A 19,395-nucleotide genomic window follows, 5' to 3' on the forward strand; every position below is an offset into this window, starting at 1 on the left:
TTGACGCGACGCCAAGGCAGAGCGCTTCGATCCGGTCTGGCGCCGCTGCTGCTGGCGGCGGGGGCATTGTGCGGGGCACTGGCTGCTTCGGCCTCTGCCGGGGCAGAGGTTGCGGACGAGCGGTGGTGGGCGCCGGGCGAACAGCGCGTCTGGCCCGAAGTGCTCGAATACCCCAATGCGGGCGGCGTGCTGCGCACGCTGCTCGTTGATGGCCCGCTCGACACGGCCGGGCATCCCTTCTTCGTGCCGCTGGGCACCAATGGCCGGGCCTGCATTTCCTGCCACCAGCCTGCCGACGCGATGAGCCTGTCGGTGGAAACCGTGCAGGAACGCTGGCGGGTGACAGGCGGGCGCGATCCGATCTTTGCCGCCATTGACGGGTCGAATTGCCCAAATCTGCTGCAGGGCGAGGCCGCATCGCATTCCATGCTGCTGAACCACGGCGTGTTCCGCATTGAACGCCCCTGGCCTGTGACCCAATTCAACGGCCAGCCCGTGACCCCTGATTTCGAGATCGAAGTGGTGCGCGATCCGCATGGCTGCAACAGCGGGGCGGAATACGGCCCGGAAAATGGCCGCATCTCGGTCTATCGCCGGCCGCGCCCGGTGGCGAACATGAAATACCTAATCGCGGCCGGCTTCGCCTATGATCCGAAACAAGGCCTGACCTTGCCGCGCGATCCCGACGATGGCAGCTATCTGGCGGGGAATCTCATGTCGGACAACCGCACGGTCAATCTGCGCTTGCAGATGCAGGATGCCGCGCGCAGCCATATGCAGCTGATGGGCGAGCTGACGCCGGAGCAGATTGCCCGCATCCGCGATTTCGAGCTGCGGATCTTTACCGCGCAGCAGGCGGGGCCGGGCGGAGTGCCGCTGGACAGCCTTGCCGCGATGGGCGGCCCGGCCACTCTGCGCGACAGCCAGCCGGGCGCGTTGGGTTCGATCGGCGTGCCGGTGTTCAGCGAATTCACCTCATGGGAGTCGATCCCGCCTGCGGAGGCTGCCCGGCTTTCCCCGGCAGAGCTGGAATGGCGCCGATCGGTCGCGCGCGGGGCGCGGCTGTTTCGCGAACGCACTTTCCTCATCAGCGACAGCGCGGGGATCAATTCGCCCATCGGTTTTGGCAACCCCGTGCGCAACACCTGCGTATTCTGCCACAATATGACGCGCATGGGGAACGATGTCGCGCCGGGGCAGGTGGATCTGGGTACCACCACTTTGCCCTTTGCCGATCCGATGCCTGATTTCCCGCTGTTCCGCATCACCTGCAAGGGCGCCCCGCATCCGCATTACGGCCGGGTAATCCTGACGCACGATCCCGGCTTTGCGTTGACCACGGGGCGATGCGCCGATGTCGGCAAAATCACCTTGCAATCGCTGCGCGGTCTTTCCGCCCGCGCGCCCTATTTCGCCAACGGATCGGCGCGCACGCTGCGCGAGGTGATCGATTATTACGACCGCCGCTACAATATCGGCTATACCGAGCAGGAAAGGCAGGACCTCATCAACCTGATGGGTGCCTTGTGAAGGCGCTGCGCGATCCTGCACTCGCGCTTGTGCTGGCAGGGCTGCCGATGGCAGCGGCGCAGGCAAGCGAGCCGGGCGATGCGGTTCGCTTCATCGCCTGCCCGGTCTACCGCGACACCGATGCGGGGCTGAAATCGGGCTGCTGGCTCGCCACTGATCCGGCCACGGGGGTGCGCTGGGATGTGACCATGTCGCCGCACAAGCCCGACTGGAACCACGCGGTGTTGGTCGAAGGCACGGTGGCGGGCGACGACGGCACGCTGTGCGGCGCGCCCTCGCTCGATCCGGTGCGCACTTCGGTGCTAGATATGCCTTGCGTGCGCCATATGCTGCCCGCCGAAGGCTATCCGGGTCGCCGTTTCGAATTGCCCCCGCGCAACATAAACCCGCGTGCAGTAGCCCCGGTGGTGAGCGAGGCAGAGCGGCGGGACCGCACCTTCGCGCTGTTCTTCGCCTTCGATCAGGACTTTGTGGTGTACCAGTACAGCGATTATCTGCTCGATCAGGCCGCGCACTGGATCCGCGCGGCCGGACCGCGGCGGCTGGTGGTCACAGGCTTTGCGGCAACCGCTCCGGAGGACGTTTCGGGCATGGTCATTGCCGAACGCCCTGACCTTGCGCAGATGCGGGCCGACAAGGTCGCCCTGTCGCTCAGCCGCCTGTTCCCCGGCATGCCGATTGAAGCCCACGCGGTGGCACCGGCAGACGTGACCGGGCATCCCGATGCGGACGGCATTCCGGGCCAGTCGCAAAGACGTGTCGAGATCATCGCGCAGTTCTGACGTCGCGCTGCGCCGCCTCTCTTTCCTACACGCCCAGCCTGGCGGCATCGGCGTTGCGGCTCTTTCTTTCCGTCCGCTTTGCGATCGCTATCCCGCTGCCGCAACCCGCGGCTGTTGGAAATTTTCTTGCGCGGCGGGATAAGAAGATTCTTCTTTTTCTCCGCACACGCAAACCGCAATTCGGTTAAAAATCCTCATAAAGCGAGATACTTATACCCTGTTGCGAAATGGACGCAGAGTCCAGCGTGTCAACCTCGCGCACCCGATGCGGCGGGATAGCAGGCAGGACGGCGGCAGCGATCTGCGCGCCCTGCCACCCTGCATCAGAACTCGGACCAGTCATCCTCCACCGCCAGATTGCCAACAACCTTGGGCACCGGCGCGGGCTTGGCCGCCTTGCGGGGCGGCGGGGGGCATTGCGGCGCGGGGCTGATCGCAGCAACGCGCAAGGGGGCCGGGAAGCTCTGCGGCGTGCTTGCCTGGCTGATCTTGAAGCTGGAGAAGGCGGATGCGAGCTGCCCTGCTTCCTGCGACAGGTTGCGCGTGGCGGCGTGCGTCTGTTCCACCATCGCGGCGTTCTGCTGCGTCATCTGGTCAACCCCGCCGATCGCCTGGTTGATCTGGCGCAGCGCCACGCTCTGCTCGCTGGCTGTCTCCGCAATCGAGGAGATCGAGGTGGTCACCGTGCCCACGCGGGAAATGATCGTTTCCAGCGCTGCGCCGGTGTCGTGCACCAGTGCCACGCCCGCCTGGACATGGCTGGTCACCGCCTCGACACGCTGCTTGATGGCGTTGGCAGCTTCGGTTGCACGCAGCGCCAGCGCGCGCACTTCGGAGGCGACCACGGCAAAGCCCTTGCCCGCCTCGCCCGCGCGGGCCGCCTCGACCCCGGCGTTGAGCGCCAGCAGGTTGGTCTGGAAGGCGATCCCGTCGATCAGCGAGGTGATGTCCGAAATCTCGGCGCTTGCACGGGCGACATTGTCCATCGCCTCGATCGCCTTGCCCACGATCGCGCCGCCATTCTCGGCCTCGCCGCGCGCCTCGACCATCGAGGCGCTGACATCGGAGGCTATCTTGGCATATTCCTCGATCTGGGTGGTGAGTTCGCCCATCGTGGTGGATGAGGCCTGCAGGCTGGCGGCCTGCTGCTCGCTGCGGACCGACAGGTCGGTGGTGGCCTGCTGGATCTCGCTGGAAGTGAGGTTGATCGTCTGGATGCTGTTCTGGACAAGGCCCATCGCCTCGCACAGGCGCTCCAGCGCTTCGTTGAAATCGTCGGCCAGGCCCTTGAAGGCAGGCGGCAGGTCATGGAGGCGGACGGTCAGGTCGGACTGGGCGACCGCATGGAGATTGGCGCCGATGCGGGCCATCGCCTGCTCGCGCTCGGCCACTTCGCGTTCGCGTTGCTGTGCGGCATCGCGAAACACCAGCACGGCCTGCGCCATTGCGCCCAGCTCGTCATGGCGATCGGTGCCGGGAACTGCGATGTCATGCCGTCCGGCGGCCAGTTCCGACATGGTGCGGGTCAGGTCGGTGATCGGGGTGGCGATCGACCGCGACAGCTTGCGCGCGAGGAACAGCGCCAAACCGATCAGCATCGCGCCGCCCACGGCCAGTGCAATCCAGGCGAACAGCTTGGCATTGGCCTGCTTCGCCGTTTCTGCCTCGATCGCGGCGGTCTGGGCATCGCGCACTTCGCGCAAGGGCAGGACTGCATCGCTGACCAGCACGGCTGTGCCGGCGCGGCGAATGGCTTCCTGCGCGGCATCGCGCTGGCCGGCGCGCACGACGGCGATGTAGCGATCGCCCCAGTTCTCGCGCCATTTGAGCGTCTCGGCCCGCGATATGCGCACCAGTTCCTGCAGTGCCGGATCGGTCAGGCGTTCTTCCAGCGCCGCCGATGTCTGGTCGTAATCGTCACGCCCTTCGTAATAGGACTTGAGGTAGCTGTCGTCGCCCGTCACCAGATAGCCGCGCATCTGGCTGTTCTGGCGCAGCAGCGCGGTTTCCAGCGTCAGGACATCGGCAAGGATCGCCTGGCTTTCGGAATTGCGCGCCGTCACGCTGGAAATCATGGCAAGGCTGATGCCGAACACGACCATCATCAGCGCTGCCGTGACATTGAGGGCAACGAAGGAGAGGCCGAGGCGGCGCGGAATGTTCAGGCGGTCGAACACGGCAGCAGGTTTCCTTGATCAATCGTGGGAAAGGGCCGGCCCGCCGAGGGGAGGCGGCAGGCCGGCAGGGTGTCAGTAGCGGGGCATCAGAAGTCGTACCGGAGCGAAGCGGTTACGGTGCGTCCGTTCATCGCCTGCGCGTTGATTACGCCAGAGGGCGGGATGGAAGCAGACGCCAACTGCACGATCGCGAGCTTGTCGAACACGTTGAAGGCGTTCAGTCCCAGCGTCAGACGTTCGGCAGGCCGGAAGTGAACAAACGGGCTAACCAGAACATATCCGGGCTGCTTCAGCACGTTGCTGTCCTGCGCAAAGCTGCTGGTGGTGCCGTTGATCACGGTGCCCAGCGTGAAGCTGCCCAGATTGACTTCCGGGCGTGCCTGGAAGGACAGCGTGGGGATATGGCGCGGCCGGTTGCCGTTAAGCGTCGGATCCGCGACGTCATTGCTGATGGTCGCATCGGTCCAGGTTGCACCCAGCGTTAGCGCGAAGGGGCCGCGCCGCACTTCGCCTTCGAACTCGATGCCCTTGGCGTTGTATGTGCGATCCACCGGGATCACGATCACCTGGCCGTTGGCATCCGCGCCGATCTGGAAGTTGCGCTCGCCAGAGGAGGCCCAGAAAGCGGTGACATAGGCGGTGAGGCCGTTCCGGCGGAACTTCACGCCGCCTTCGGCTTGCTTGACCGTGCTGAAGGCCGTTGATGGATCGGCCAGCGCGCCGGTTGCAGGGTTGAGCGAGCCTGCACCCAGAATACGCTCGGCATTGGCGCGGCCACCACGGCTGTAGCGGACAAAGGCGGAAAACGGTTCGGCAAAGCGGTAATTGATGCCGCCCGAATAGGAGACATAGTCGTAATTATAGTCAACGAGGGCAGGCTGGCCCAGCGGCAGGATCGCGATCTTTGTCTCCGCCACCGACACGGTGCCATCGCGGTTCAGGTCGAACGCGGTTTGACCCACGCGCCCGCCGCCATAGCTGGCCGCCAGAACATTGCCCGTCACATTGCCGCGATCCCAGCGGATGCTGGCGCCAACTGCCAGACGCCCGATCTGGTAATTGACCGAGCCATAGGGCGCGACAATGTCATATTGCAGGTCGTAGCGGTCGTGATAGGTGGGCAGCGCAACGGCAAAGCCGAAGCCATAGGCATGCATCCCCGCATCTGTCAGCGGCGTGCCTTCGGCATCGAATAGGTTGACCGGCGCGTTTCGCCCGCCACCAGCCAGATCATTGATCGAATTGGCAAAGTTCCAATACATATCGACCGACTGCGCGGCGTTGTATACGCCGACCGTCGTCGTCAGGCGGCCTTCGCCCACATCCCATACACGGCTGGCGCGCAAGTCGTTGGTGACGTTGTCAAGCGAATTGAGCGTGGCGTTGATGCGGATCGAATAGGCAAGCAGGCGGGCATCGTTGATCGCCTGTCCGGCATTGGGGCCACCGGCATATTGCAGCGTCGCGCCGGGGCCGCCAAACAGCCCGGCAATCGCGGGCGCGGGCGCGGTGACCATCGGGATGCTTTCGTTATACTCGCCGCTGATATCGGCAAACCGGAAACGGTTGGTGACGGTAAATCCCGCGACATCGAACTGCGCTTCCAACCCGACCGAACGGGTAATGCCGCGAAGGCCGTTGCGCGCATCGAAGGTGGTCGGGTTGTTGGTTTGGTCAACGCCAAGATACCGCACCGTCAGCGCGGATTCATAGGCATCGTTCTGCAGCGAATTGCCCGGCAGGTCGCCGATTACAGGGGCATCGTTGGTGCCCGAAATGGTGATCGGGAACAGCGAATAATTGGGCTGCCGGTCGTCCATGTATTTGGCGTAGAGGCGCAGATAGCCGCCATCGAATTCGCGCGTCACATTGGCCTTGAACTGGCCGCCGTGGAATGCGTTGTAGCCGATGTTGCGCGGGCCCTCGCCCTGGCGATAGAAGCCGCCGACATGGAAGCGCCAGCCATCGCCCAGCGGGCTGCCATAGGCAAAGTCCACGCGCTTCATGTCAAAGCCAAGCCCGCTCGACACCTGCAACAGGCCGCCTTCCACCTCACCCGTGCGCGAGATGAAATTGACCACGCCGCCCGGCGAATTGGAAGCGAAGGTGGAGGCGGAGCCGCCACGGATCGCCTGCACCTGCGACAAGGTAAGATCGGCGCGCAGAAACTGGTCGACCGAGGCAAAATGCAGATCGCCGAATTCCAGCACCGGCAGGCCGTCCTCCTGCAATTGCAGGAACTTCGACCCGTCCGCCGACAGCGGCAGACCGCGCACGGTGATGGCGGAAAAGCCGTCCACATCGGACGTCTCGGCACGGATGCCGGGAATGTTCTGCATGATGCCTGCGATCGAGCTCACCGAGAGCTTGGGCAGATCGGCTTCGTCGATAACACTGGCGGAAATGGCAGTGTCGAGCAAATCGCGGCCGCGGGCCACACCGGTGTTGAACGCCTTCGCGGCAGGCGCTTCCGATGCGGCAGGTGCGGCGTCGGCCTGTTGATCGGTGGATGCGGCATCAGTGGCCGTATCTGCGGCATAGGCGACCTGGTGGGTGGTGGTGGCAAGCAGGGTAGCGACAAGGAACGACAATTTACGCATGGTGGACCCTCATTATTTCCCGTGATTGGGCGTGAGTTTGAGGGCGCTCTAAATCGTGGGCCTTGAATCAGCCCCTTTGGTCGTCTTCCGTAGAAATGCGGAGACACAGAAACCAAGGTGTTTCCATTAACCAACCCTTCCGGGATTACCCCTAGGCCGAGGCAGCGTTGCGTTGACCTTGCGCGGCTAACGCTGGGTGAATGGCGGCCCAATACGGGCTGTGACCTATCGATCATCTGGCAGAAGAAGCGCCCGCGCCCATGTTCATGTCCTCGCTTGCCGCGCCCTTCGCGGACCACGTCGCCAAGCCGGGACGGGCCGAGCAGCAATTGCTGGTCGAGGCGGAAAAGGCGCGTTCCTTCGGCAAGCTCATGGTGGCATCCGTGTTCGAAAGCGTTGCCCGCGTTCTGCCCGATACGCCGGTCATGCGTGACCAGATGGATCAATGGCCGGACGACATGGCGGGTGCCGGGGTCATCTTCCGGCTCAATGCAGGGCTGCATGCTCTGGCCCGATCTGGCCGCGATCCCGCCTTGCAGCGGATTTACGGCGCGGCGGCAAAGGGCGATATGCCAGCACCCCATGTGATTGACCTGGCGCTGCGCGATGCGTTGAACCACCGGGCGCAGGATCTGCTGGAATGGATGGCCCGGCCGACACAGACCAACGAGGTCGCCCGCGTGGCAGGCCTTGCGGGCGTCCTGATGGAACTCAATGCCCGCTTGGCCTTGCCGGTGGAACTGCTGGAACTGGGAGCGAGCGCCGGGCTCAACCTGAACCTTCCCCATTATCGCTGCCATATCGGCGCAGCGCGGTGCGGTCCGGATGGCAGCCCTGTTCAGATTGCCCCGCGCTGGATTGGGCGTGCGGTTCCACAAGTGCCTTTCGCCATCGCGCGGTCAATCGGGGTCGATCCCAATCCCCTCGACATCGGCAATGCGCAGGATTGCGAGCGGCTGCACGCCTATATCTGGCCGGGAGAGCGGGAACGCAGCGCACGGCTGGCGGCAGCGCTGGAACTGGCGCGCCGCCTGCCGCCGCGCGTCGATCGGGGAACGGCAAGCGAATGGCTGCCTCGGCAGCTTGCGCGTGTGCAGCCACCGCAGACACGCCGCGTCGTGTTCCATTCGATGGTCGTACAGTACATGTCCGCGCAGGAGCGGCAGAAGGTCGATGCGGCGCTGTGCGATGCGGGCCAGCGCGCCACGCCCGATCAGCCGCTGGTGCGGGTCGGCCTCGAATGGACGGCAGATCGTTCGCAAGTCGAACTCCATGTGACGCAGTGGAGCGGGGGCGATCCCGAAGACCGGGTTGTCGCACGGTGCCACCCTTATGGCGAATGGTTCGACTGGGTGGGACTCGTCTGATCGCCAGCAGTGCCGGTCAGGAGGCCTCGGCGACCCGATGCACCAGCACCGGCTTTCGTGCGGCCTGCGTTTCGTCGAGCCGGGTGCGCGGCGCAAAATGCGGGGCGCTGGAAAGTGACGGGTCGCCTGCCTTGGCGCGCAAGGCGACCGATCGCAGCGCGGCGATGAATTGGTCTAGGGCGGCCTTGCTTTCGGTCTCGGTCGGCTCCACCAGCATCGCGCCGTGCACCACCAGCGGGAAATAGACCGTCATCGGGTGGAAGCCTTCGTCGATCAGCGCCTTGGCAATGTCGAGCGTCGAGACCCCCGGCGCCAGACCCGCATCGCTGAACAGCGCCTCGTGCATGCAGGGGCCGCTGGCGGCAAAGGGCGCATCGAGCACGTCCTCCAGACTTCGCAGGACATAATTGGCATTGAGAACGGCATCGCCCGATGCCGCAAACAGCCCGTCGGCCCCGTGGCTGAGAATATAGGTTAGCGCGCGGGTGAACATACCCATCTGCCCGTGAAAAGCGCTCATCCGGCCCAGCGTTTCGGGCAGATGATCGGCGGCGTTTTCTTCCTCCACCAGCATCAGCGAACCGTCGGCACGGCGGGTGACGCAGGGCAGCGGGGCAAAGGGGGCGAGCGCTTCGGACAGCACGACCGGGCCCGACCCCGGACCGCCGCCGCCATGCGGGGTGGAGAAGGTCTTGTGCAGATTGATGTGCATGGCATCCATGCCCAGATCACCGGGCCGCACCCGGCCCACGATGGCGTTGAAATTGGCCCCGTCGCAGTAAACGAAGCCGCCCGCCGCGTGCACCGCATCGGCAATGGCGCGCAGATCGCGTTCATACAGGCCGCAGGTGTTGGGATTGGTAATCATCACGCCGGCGACATCGGGGCCAAGCCGTGCGGTCAGCGCTGCCATGTCGATCCGGCCATCGGCCGTGGCGGGGATCGATTCCACGCGGTATCCGGCAAAGGCAGCGGTGGCGGGATTGGTGCCATGCGCGCTTTCGGGCACCAGCATCACCTCGCGCGGATCGCCGCGCGCCTCCAGCGCGGCACGGATGCACAGCACGCCGCACAATTCACCATGCGCGCCCGCCTTGGGGGACAGCGCGACGCCGTGCATGCCGGTCAGCTTAATCAGCCAGTCGCCCAGCTCCTCCATCACCGCCAGCGCGCCCTGCACTGTGCCTTCAGGTTGCAGAGGGTGAATATCGGCAAAGCCGGGCAGGCGGGCGATTTTCTCGTTCAGGCGCGGATTGTGCTTCATGGTGCACGAACCCAACGGAAACAGGCCAAGGTCAATGCCGTAATTCTGGCGGCTGAGCCGGGTGTAATGGCGCACCGTTTCGGGTTCGGACAGGCCGGGCAGGCCGATTGCTGCGGCGCGGGCCAGTCCGCCAAGCCGGTGCACCGCATCGGCGGCAGGTTCGGGCAGATCGACGCCGCAGGTTTCGGCGCTGCCAATGTCGAAAATCAGCGCTTCTTCCAGGTGAAGCCCGCGATTGCCCGTGCTGGTGGCGGGTTCATCCCCCGCATCGGCATCGGGAAACCGGGGGCGCCAGCCGGCGGGATTGAGGTTCATGGCCAAAGCTCCTTCAGGCCTGCGACAAGAGCATCGATATCGTCTTCGCTGGCGGTTTCGGTCACTGTCACCAGCAGGGCGTGGGCCAGTTGCGGCTGATCGGGATACAGCCGCCCCAGCGATACGCCCGCCAGCACGCCGCGATCCGCCAATGTGCGCACCGCCACGCGCGCATCGCCGGGCAGAAGCACGGTGAACTCGTTGAAGAAGCCGGTGTTCAGCACTTCCACGCCGGAAATTGCCGCCAGCTTGTCCGCGGCAAGGCAGGCCAGCCGGTGGTTCTCCGCCGCCAGCGCGCGCAGGCCTTTCTCGCCCAGCAAGGTCAGGTGGATGGAAAAGGCCAGCGCACACAGGCCCGAATTGGTGCAGATATTGCTGGTGGCCTTTTCGCGCCGGATATGCTGTTCGCGTGCCGAAAGCGTCAGGACGAAGCTCCGGCGGCCCTTGGTATCCACCGTCTCGCCGCACAGGCGGCCGGGCATCTGGCGCACATGGCGCGCATCGCGCACGGCGAACAGGCCGAGATATGGCCCGCCAAATTGCAGGCCAACGCCCAGCGCCTGCCCTTCGCCCACCACGATATCCGCGCCCATCTCGCCGGGGCTGGTCAACGCGCCCAGCGCCACTGGCTCCGTCACCACCGCGATCAGCAGCGCGCCTGCGGCATGCACCGCATCAGCCAGCGCAGCCATGTCGCCCACGCGGCCCAGAATATCGGGATATTGCACCACCACGCAGGATGTTTCGGGCGTCATCTGCGCCGCCAGCGCCGCGTAATCGGTTTCGGCCATCAGAACCGGCGCCTGATAGGTAATGGCATCGCCGCTAAAGCGCGCCATGGACTGCACGAGGGCCGCATAATGCGGGTGCAGGCCCGAAGACAGGATCGCGCTTTTTCGCCGCGTAATCCGCCCCGCCATTTGGATCGCTTCCCAGCACGCGGTGGAGCCATCGTAAAGCGAGGCATTCGCCACCGCACATCCGAACAGACGCGCCACTTGCGTCTGAAACTCGAACAGCATTTGCAGCGTGCCCTGCGCGATTTCGGGCTGGTAGGGCGTGTAGGAGGTGAGGAATTCGCCGCGCTGGATCAGGTGATCGACACTGGCCGGGATATGATGCCGGTATGCGCCTGCACCCAGAAAGAACGGCCCCGCACCAGCCGGACGGTTCTTCCCTGCCAGCCGCGTCATGTGGCGTTCCACCTGCATTTCGCCCTGGTGCATCGGCAGGCCCGCAATGGGGCCGGATTGGAGGTGATCGGGATGCACATCGGCAAACAGCGCGGCGATGGACGGCGCGCCCACCGCATCGAGCATTGTGCTGCGGTCTGCATCGGTCAGCGGCAGGTAGCGCATCGGATCAGCCCCTTTCCGCCAGAAAGGCGCGGTAGGCGTCCTCGTCCATCAGGCCCTCCAATTCCGCCGGGTCGGACAGGGTGATACGGAAGAACCAGCCATCCTCTTCGGGCGATGTGTTGGCAAGCGAGGGGTCGTCCTCCAGCGCGGCATTGCCCGCCAGCACCGTGCCGCTCACGGGGGTGTAGACATCGGAGGCGGCCTTGACCGATTCCACCACCGCCGCATCGCCGCCTTTCGCAAGCACAGTGCCCGGCGCGGGCAGTTCCACGAACACGATATCGCCCAATTGCGACTGGGCGTAGTGGGTGATCCCCACAGTGGCTTCCTCGCCATTCACGGCGATCCATTCGTGATCCTTGGTATACAGCAGCGACATGTCAGGCGGTTCCTTTGCGGACATAGCGATGGGGGACAAACGGCAGGGGCGTAACGCGCGCAGGCAGATCCCTGCCGCGCACCTGCACGGCGAGCGAGGTCCCCTCCTGTGCCAGTGCGGGCGGGACGAAGGCGAGTGCGATTGGGTAGCCCAGCGTGGGCGAAAACCCGCCGGAGGTTACGCGGCCCACCGGCGCGCCGTTGTGAAGCACCGGGGCGCCTTCGCGCGCAGGCTGGCGGCCTTCGATGGCAAGGCCCACGCGCAGGCTGGCCGGCTCGTTTGCCCCAATACTTGCCAACGCCGCGTGGCCTTGGAAACCGCCCGCCGCCATGCGTTTTGGCGACAGGGCAAAGGCTAGCCCTGCGCTGATCGGATCAATGCTCTCGTCCAGATCGTGGCCATACAGCGGCAGGCCCGCTTCCAGACGCAGCGAATCGCGCGCGCCAAGCCCGGCGGGGCGGCAGCGTTCATCCGCCAGCAGCGCACCGGCAAAGGAAGGAGCCATGGCGGCCGGCAGGCTGATTTCAAAGCCGTCCTCCCCGCAATAGCCTGACCGGCTTATCCACAGGCGCGCGCCTTCCCATGCAAAAGCGGCGGCGGTCATGAAGGAAAGTGCGCCAACACCCGGCACCAGCACATCCAGCACTTCGGCCGCCAGCGGCCCCTGCAGGGCAAGCAGCGCCTGATCCTCTGCAAGCTTCACTGCCGTGTCGGGTGCGGCAAAGCCTTGAATATAGGCGAGATCGGAATGCCGGGTGGCTCCGTTCACGACCAGCAGGAAGTCCTCATCCCGCCGGGTAAGCATAAGGTCGTCGATGATCCCGCCCGCATCATTGAGCAGCAGCGAATAGCGGATACGCCCCGGCGCCAGCGCACTGATCGCGGTAGGCAGCAGCGCTTCCAGCAGGGCATCCGCGCCAGCGCCCGATACGCTGATCTGGCCCATATGGCTGACATCGAACAGGCTGGCGCTGGTTCGCGTCCATTCGTGTTCGGCCAGGATGCCGGCGAATTGCAGCGGCATGGCAAAGCCTGCAAACGGCACCATGCGTGCGCCTTTTTCGCGGTGCCAGGCATCGAGGGGGAGGGCGAGCAGTTCGTTATCGGTCATGGTATGCGCGCCTCTCAATCCAGATTGGGCCGCAGCCAGCGGCGCGCTTCGTCCAGCGGCATTCCGGCGCGTTGCGCGTAATCGGCCAGCTGGTCTTCCCCGATGCGCGCCACGCCGAAATACTGGCTGTCGGGATGCGCGAAGTAGAACCCCGACACCGCCGATGTGGGCAGCATGGCCAGGCTTTCGGTCAAGGTGATCCCGGCGGTAGCGGGCGCATCGAGAAGCGAAAACAGCGTGGATTTCAGCGTATGATCGGGGCAGGCGGGATAGCCGGGCGCCGGGCGGATGCCTTGATAGGTTTCGGCAATCAGCTCGGCATTGGTCAGCGCCTCATCGGGGGCATAGCCCCACAGGGTTGTGCGCACATGCTGGTGCAGCCGTTCGGCAAAGGCTTCGGCAAAGCGGTCGGCGAGCGCTTTGAGCAGGATGTCGTTGTAGTCGTCATGCGCGGCGCGGAACCGTTCCAGATGCGGTTCGATCCCGTGAATGCCCACGGCAAAGCCGCCGATCCAGTCGTCATTGGGCGCGATGAAGTCGGCAAGGCAGAAATTGGCGCGATCCCGGCTTTTGCCCACCTGCTGGCGCAGGAAAGGCAGGCGCCTGCCACTATCCAGCAGCACGTCATCGCCCTCGCGCCTGCAGGCCCAGAACTCGCACACACCGCGAGGCACGAGCCAGTTTTCCTCCACGATCCGCTCCAGCATGGCCTGCGCATCGGCAAACAGCGCGCGGGCGCTTTCCCCCACCACGGGGTCATCAAGTATAGCGGGGAAGACGCCCGCGAGTTCCCACGCGCGGAAAAACGGCGTCCAGTCGATACATTCGCGCAGATCAGCCAGATCCCATGCCGGGAACACATGGCGGCCGGGCTGGCGAGGTGGCGGCGCTTTCAAGGCAGGATCGGCGGCAAACGCGTTGGCGCGCGCATCGGCCAGCGGCAGCAGATCGGACTTGCCCTTGCCTTCGCGTGCAGTGCGCAGCGCCTGATACTCGCCCTTGGTATCGGCCACGATGGCGTCACGCTGCGTATCCGACAGCAGGCGCGAGGCAACGCCCACGGCGCGGCTGGCATCCAGCACATGCAGCACCGGCCCGGAATAGGCCGGATCAATGCGCAGCGCAGTATGCACCTTGCTGGTGGTCGCCCCGCCGATCAGCAGCGGAATGGTGAAACCGGCGCGCTGCATCTCCTCGGCCACCGTCACCATTTCGTCGAGCGAGGGGGTGATAAGGCCTGACAGGCCGATCATGTCGGCATTTTCGGCTCGCGCGGTGTCGAGGATTGTGGCCCACGGCACCATCACGCCAAGATCGATCACCTCGTAGCCATTGCACTGCAAGACCACGCCCACGATGTTCTTGCCGATGTCGTGCACATCGCCCTTCACCGTGGCCAAGACGATGCGACCCTTGGCGTTCGCGCCAGCTTCTTTTTCTGCCTCGATATAGGGGATCAGGTGGGCGACCGCCTTTTTCATGACGCGCGCCGATTTAACGACTTGGGGCAGGAACATCTGGCCCGATCCGAACAGATCGCCAACCACGTTCATCCCATCCATCAACGGGCCTTCGATCACTTCGATCGGACGGTCGGCTACCTTTCGGGCCTCCTCGGTATCCTCCACCACATGCGCGTCGATCCCGCGCACCAGCGCATATTCGAGGCGGCGCCGGACATCCCAGCCGCGCCATTCGGCAGCCTCGGCTTCCTTTGCCGCATCCTTGCCGCGATAGCTTTCGGCCAGATGGATCAGCCGCTCGGTCGCGCTGGCAAAACCGCTTTCCGCAGGCGGCGGGCGCATCAGGATCACATCCTCGCATGCATCGCGCAGCACGGGGTCGATCTGGTCGTAAATGTCGAGTTGCCCCGCATTCACGATCGCCATGTCGAGCCCGGCGGGGATCGCGTGATACAGGAACACCGAATGCATGGCGCGGCGCACCGTCTCGTTGCCGCGAAAGCTGAACGACAGGTTCGACAGGCCGCCCGAACAATGCACATGCGGGCAGGTCGCGCGGATTTCGCGCACCGCCTCGATGAAATCGAGGGCATAGCGGTCATGCTCCTCCATCCCCGTCGCCACGGCGAAGATATTGGGATCGAAGATGATGTCCTGCGGCGGAAAGCCGATCCCGGTGAGCAGGGCATAGGCCCGCTGGCAGATTTCCACCTTGCGCGCGCGGGTATCGGCCTGTCCCGCCTCGTCAAACGCCATGACGACAACCGCCGCACCCAGATCCATGCAGGTGCGCGCCTGCGTCAGAAAGGGCGCTTCGCCCTCCTTCAGGCTGATCGAATTGGCCACCGGCTTGCCCGATACCCATTTCAACCCTGCCTCGATCACATCCCAGCGCGAGGAATCGACCATCACCGGCACGCGCGCAATATCGGGTTCGGTCGCGATCAGTCGCAGGAAGGTCGTCATCGCCTCCACCGCGTCGAGCAGGCCTTCATCCATGTTCACATCGATGATCTGCGCGCCGTTTTCGACCTGCTGGCGTGCCACTTCGATTGCGGCAGCGTAATCGCCTGCTAGGATCAGCTTCTTGAAGGCGGCGGAGCCGGTCACATTGGTGCGTTCGCCCACATTGATGAAGCGCGCGCTGGCGGCGGGAGAGGCCGCTTCCCGTTCGAGAGCTGGAGTGCTCGCCATGGTCAGGCCGCCAGCACCAAGGGTTCCAGCCCCGCAAGGCCGGTAAGGAGTTCCGGCGCAGGCAGGGCGCGGGGAGGCAGGCCGCTTACCGCCTTTGCCATTGCGGCAATGTGAGCCGGGGTCGATCCGCAGCATCCGCCCACGATGTTGACCGTTCCCGCGCTGGCCCAGCCTTGCAGATGCGCGGCGGTCGTATGGGGCGCTTCGTCATATTGGCCCAGTTCGTTGGGCAGGCCCGCATTGGGGTAAGCCAGCAGCAGGCAATCGGCAATCTGCGCCAATTGCTGCACATGGGGGCGCAATTGTTCCGCGCCAAACGAGCAGTTGAGGCCCACGGTTAGGGGCTGTGCATGGCGCACGCTGTGCCAGAACGCCTCTACCGTATGGCCTGACAAATTGCGGCCCGACAGATCGGTCAGCGTCATGGAGAGCATCAGCGGAATGTCACGGCCCAGTTCGCGTCCCAGTTGCCGCACGGCATAGATCGCCGCCTTGGCATTTAGCGTGTCGAACACGGTTTCCACGAGGATGAAATCCACCCCGCCTTCCGCCAATGCTGCGGCTTGTTCGCGGTAAACCTCTGCCAGATAGTCGAAACTTATCTCACGGTAGCCGGGGTCTTCCACGCGGGGGGAAAGCGACAGCGTCTTGTTGGTCGGCCCCATGGCGCCTGCGACATAGCGGCGCCTGCCATCGGCGGCGGCGAACCTGTCTGCTGCGGCCCGCGCGATTTTCGCGGAGGCGAGGTTGATATCCGGCACCAGCCCTTCGGCTCCGTAATCGGCCTGGCTGATGCGGTTGGCGGAGAAGGTGTTGGTGGACACGATATCCGATCCGGCGGCCAAATAGGCGCTGGTAATGGCATCGATCACATCGGGCCGGGTAAGGGCGAGAATATCGTTATTGCCCGTCTGGTCCTGCGCCAGCGCCAGATCGCCAGCAAAATCGTCCGCCTGCAAACGCTGCGCCTGAATTTCGGTCCCGAACGCGCCGTCGAAGATCAGCACGCGGCGCGCGGCTTCGGCCAGCAGAGCCTCGCGCGCGGTCACGACGCCTGCTCCAGCACGGGTCCGGCCCGACGTCCCAGAAGATGGCACAGCGCCGCGGTCATGTCCGCGCGGTTGAGCGTGTAGAAATGAAACTCGCGCACGCCGCCGGCGTAAAGCTGGCTGCACAGCTCGGCCGCCAGCGTAGCAGCGACGAGCTGGCGTGTTTCGGGCATCTGGTCGAGCCCGGCAAACAGCTCTGCCATCCAGCCCGGCACCTCGGCACCGCAGGCCTGCGCGAACTTGCAGGTCTGCGCAAAGTTGGTGACCGGCAAGATTCCCGGCACGATCGGCGCGGTGATGCCCGCCGCTGCCGCCCGGTCGCGGAACCGCAGAAAGGCATCGGCGGTAAAGAAGAATTGCGTCAGCGCGCGGGTGGCCCCGGCATCCAGTTTCCGCTTCAGATTGTCGAGATCGGCCTCGGCGCTCAGCGCGTCGGGATGCACTTCGGGGTAGGCGGCGACCGAGATTTCAAACGGAGCAAGGCGGGTTAGCCCCGCCACCAGTTCCGCCGCGTTGCGATACCCGTCGGGATGCGGCGTGAAGGGCGCACCGGGTTCCGCACCATCGCCGCGCAGCGCCACGATGTGCCGGACACCGCTTTCGTAAAACCGGCGCGCCTGCGCATCTACCTCTGCACGGCTGGCGCCCGCGCAGGTCAGATGCGCCGCCACCGGCACGGAGAAACCGCGCAGCAGCGCTTCCACCGTGGCGAGAGAACAGTCGCGCGTGGTGCCGCCCGCTCCATAAGTCACCGACATGAAGGACGGGCCGGCAGGCACGAGGCGGGCAACGGTTGTCTGCAGATCCGCTGCAGCCTTGGGGTTGCGCGCCGGAAAGAATTCGAACGACACCGCAATATCGCTCAACGGGCGCGCATAGATCGACGAAGGGCCCGCGCTGCAACGGTTGAGGTCGAAACTAATCACGGGCAGCTTCCTCGCCGGCAGATGCACCCTCGGCAGATTGTGCGCCGGTCGCGGCAGGCTGGCGGGTGGCGATCCAGATTTTGGTCGTCAGCCCTCGGCCGGGGAGCACAAGCGGTGCCTGCGCGGCAAAGCCGCTGGCACTGAGCCAGCCGAGCATCTGTTCGTCGGAAAAGCCCAGCCGCGTATGCGCATGGCGTTCGCGCAGTTCCTCGCGTTCGTGCGCGGCAAGATCGACTATGGCGATGCGCCCGCCGGGGCGGCAGACGCGGCCCGCCTCTGCCAGCGGCAGCGCAGGATTGGCGGCGTAATGCAGCACCTGGTGCAGCGTGATGGTGTCGAAACTGGCGGCAGGGAAGGGCAGCGAGGAGAAATCCCCCTGCACCAGCTCCCATCGCTCGACCGGCTGATCCTGCAGGCGCGCGCGGGCAAGGCCGAGCATTTCCGGGCTGCGGTCAAAGCCCACCACATGGTCGGCCTGATCCGCCAGCAGATCGGCAATGCGGCCCGTGCCGGTCCCGATATCGAGCAGGTGTCCAAGGCTTCCTGCTCCTAGCGCGGCCTTCAGGGCGTTTTCCACCTTGCCCGGCGGACACAGCATGGCGCGCATCGCATCCCATTCCCCGGCATGGCGCGCAAAATATTGCGCGGCGCGCTCCTCGCGCGCGGCGCGAATTGCGGCGAGGTGGCGGCGGTCTTCGGCGCAGCGGGCGGCAAATTCGGCATCCTGCGCCTCACACGCGTCCAGCAAACGCGCAACCGCGGCGTGGGTGCCGAGCGGAGAATTGGATGAAACGGCATGGCGCAGGAAGATCCAGCTTCCTTCGCGCCGCCTTTCCGCAAGGCCGCTGGCGCACAGAATGGCGATATGGCGCGAAACGCGCGGCTGGCTTTGCCCAAGCACCTGGGCCAGTTCGCCCACCGCCAGATCGAGATGGGCGAGAAGCCGCATGATGCGAAGGCGGGTCGGGTCGGCAAGTGCGCGGAAAAGTGTTTCGGTTTCCATGACTTGAGCACATATAAGGATATCATTATATCCGCAATGTCAAATCGTGATCCTTCCGGAGATATCCCCCGGAGGCCGTGCCTGCGGCAGGTGCATCGCCCCAAAACCGCAGAATTGCGCGGATTGCGGCAATTCGGCGCGCATGGTAAGCAATACAGCATGGGATCCTGTGACACCTGCCTTGTGCGCAATCGTGCCATTTGTTCGGCTCTTGATGACGAAGAAGTCCAACTGCTTAACACCATTGGCCGCCGTAAAGTTCTGGCCGCAGGCGATCCGCTGATCTGGGAGGGGGATGATTCTCTTCTGGTCGCAAACGTGATCGATGGGATGCTCAAGCTCACCAACTCGACCGAGGACGGGCGCGAACAGATCGTGGGCGTGGTCTATCCGTCCGATTTCATCGGCCGCCCCTTTGGCGCAAGGGCGAACCATTCGGTTACCGCGCTGACCGATGCGCGCGTGTGCATTTTCGCACGCAGCGATTTTGACCGCTTTGCCGCGGAGCATCCCGCGCTGGAGCACAAATTGCTGGAGCGCACGCTGACCGAACTCGATCGCACGCGCAGCTGGATGCTGCTGCTGGCGCGCAAGAGTGCGGAGGAGAAGGTCGCCACCTTCCTCCTCGATATGTCGGCGCGCCTTGTCGATAGCACCTGCACCACGCCGCATCACGGTCCGCTGGATGAGTTCGAATTGCCGTTTTCGCGCCAGCAGATTGGCGATATCCTGGGCGTCACCATCGAGACGGTCAGCCGCCAGATGACACGGTTGAAGCGTGACGGCGTGCTCGACCTGCCCACGCGCCGCTCGGTTCGCATTCTCGATCGCGGCGCGTTGGAGGCAATGGCGGGCTGATTGCCGCAAAAAGGGCGGG

General features: G+C 64.8%; 14 protein-coding genes. 4 read left to right on the top strand and 10 right to left on the bottom strand.

Translation table 11 applies throughout. From position 1 onward, the window contains the following. Together WFP39_RS00130 and WFP39_RS00135 are read left to right on the top strand one after the other, a co-directional pair. Window positions 1–1,530, top strand: a complete 1,530-nt coding sequence (locus tag WFP39_RS00130; protein WP_336917051.1) for a hypothetical protein — start codon at window positions 1–3, stop codon at window positions 1,528–1,530. Next, a complete protein-coding gene (locus WFP39_RS00135) occupies window positions 1,527–2,312 on the top strand; it encodes a hypothetical protein (RefSeq protein ID WP_336917052.1) in 786 nt (261 codons plus the stop codon). Before WFP39_RS00130 ends, WFP39_RS00135 begins: the two co-directional genes overlap by 4 nt. Before the next feature lie 323 nt (window positions 2,313–2,635). Here the strand turns inward: WFP39_RS00135 and WFP39_RS00140 are convergent, their stop codons facing one another. Next, entirely contained in the window at window positions 2,636–4,489 is a 1,854-nt protein-coding gene (locus WFP39_RS00140; protein ID WP_336917053.1) for a methyl-accepting chemotaxis protein, read from the bottom strand. An 86-nt stretch (window positions 4,490–4,575) separates the two neighbouring features. Continuing rightward, window positions 4,576–7,089, bottom strand: coding sequence for a TonB-dependent receptor domain-containing protein (locus tag WFP39_RS00145; RefSeq protein ID WP_336917054.1), 2,514 nt, complete (start codon window positions 7,087–7,089; stop codon window positions 4,576–4,578). A gap of 266 nt (window positions 7,090–7,355) precedes the next feature. On the opposite strand from WFP39_RS00145, the gene WFP39_RS00150 reads away from it, so the two are divergent. Then, the gene (locus WFP39_RS00150) at window positions 7,356–8,456 is read left to right on the top strand and encodes a DUF2332 domain-containing protein (RefSeq protein WP_336917055.1); all 1,101 of its coding nucleotides are present in this window, start codon (window positions 7,356–7,358) and stop codon (window positions 8,454–8,456) included. Between the two features lie 16 nt (window positions 8,457–8,472). Here the strand turns inward: WFP39_RS00150 and gcvPB are convergent, their stop codons facing one another. The 8 genes from gcvPB to WFP39_RS00190 are packed head-to-tail and all read right to left on the bottom strand — an operon-like array spanning window position 8,473 to window position 18,518. Then, entirely contained in the window at window positions 8,473–10,035 is a 1,563-nt protein-coding gene (gene gcvPB / locus WFP39_RS00155; RefSeq protein WP_336917056.1) for an aminomethyl-transferring glycine dehydrogenase subunit GcvPB, read from the bottom strand. Then, window positions 10,032–11,393: an aminomethyl-transferring glycine dehydrogenase subunit GcvPA gene (gene gcvPA, locus WFP39_RS00160; RefSeq protein ID WP_336917057.1), complete on the bottom strand. Its 1,362-nt coding sequence runs from the start codon at window positions 11,391–11,393 to the stop codon at window positions 10,032–10,034. The genes gcvPB and gcvPA overlap by 4 nt, the downstream gene beginning before the upstream one ends. Before the next feature lie 4 nt (window positions 11,394–11,397). After that, window positions 11,398–11,772, bottom strand: a complete 375-nt coding sequence (gene gcvH / locus WFP39_RS00165; protein ID WP_336917058.1) for a glycine cleavage system protein GcvH — start codon at window positions 11,770–11,772, stop codon at window positions 11,398–11,400. 1 nt (window position 11,773) lies between these two features. Then, window positions 11,774–12,883: a glycine cleavage system aminomethyltransferase GcvT gene (gcvT, locus tag WFP39_RS00170; protein WP_336917059.1), complete on the bottom strand. Its 1,110-nt coding sequence runs from the start codon at window positions 12,881–12,883 to the stop codon at window positions 11,774–11,776. Between the two features lie 14 nt (window positions 12,884–12,897). Further along, window positions 12,898–15,540, bottom strand: a complete 2,643-nt coding sequence (gene metH / locus WFP39_RS00175) for a methionine synthase (RefSeq protein WP_336917060.1) — start codon at window positions 15,538–15,540, stop codon at window positions 12,898–12,900. A 2-nt stretch (window positions 15,541–15,542) separates the two neighbouring features. After that, a complete protein-coding gene (locus WFP39_RS00180) occupies window positions 15,543–16,589 on the bottom strand; it encodes a homocysteine S-methyltransferase family protein (protein WP_336917061.1) in 1,047 nt (348 codons plus the stop codon). Beyond that, the gene (gene metF, locus WFP39_RS00185) at window positions 16,586–17,515 is read right to left on the bottom strand and encodes a methylenetetrahydrofolate reductase [NAD(P)H] (RefSeq protein ID WP_377923202.1); all 930 of its coding nucleotides are present in this window, start codon (window positions 17,513–17,515) and stop codon (window positions 16,586–16,588) included. Before metF ends, WFP39_RS00180 begins: the two co-directional genes overlap by 4 nt. Continuing rightward, entirely contained in the window at window positions 17,508–18,518 is a 1,011-nt protein-coding gene (locus WFP39_RS00190) for an ArsR/SmtB family transcription factor (RefSeq protein WP_336917063.1), read from the bottom strand. The genes metF and WFP39_RS00190 overlap by 8 nt, the downstream gene beginning before the upstream one ends. A gap of 159 nt (window positions 18,519–18,677) precedes the next feature. Between WFP39_RS00190 and WFP39_RS00195 the strand changes: the two genes are divergently transcribed. After that, window positions 18,678–19,376 (top strand): Crp/Fnr family transcriptional regulator, encoded by a 699-nt coding sequence (locus WFP39_RS00195; RefSeq protein WP_336917065.1) that lies wholly within the window; start codon window positions 18,678–18,680, stop codon window positions 19,374–19,376. Window positions 19,377–19,395: the final 19 nt, after the last annotated feature.

Source organism: Alteraurantiacibacter lauratis (assembly GCF_037154155.1).
Classification (GTDB): Bacteria; Pseudomonadota; Alphaproteobacteria; order Sphingomonadales; family Sphingomonadaceae; genus Alteraurantiacibacter; species Alteraurantiacibacter lauratis.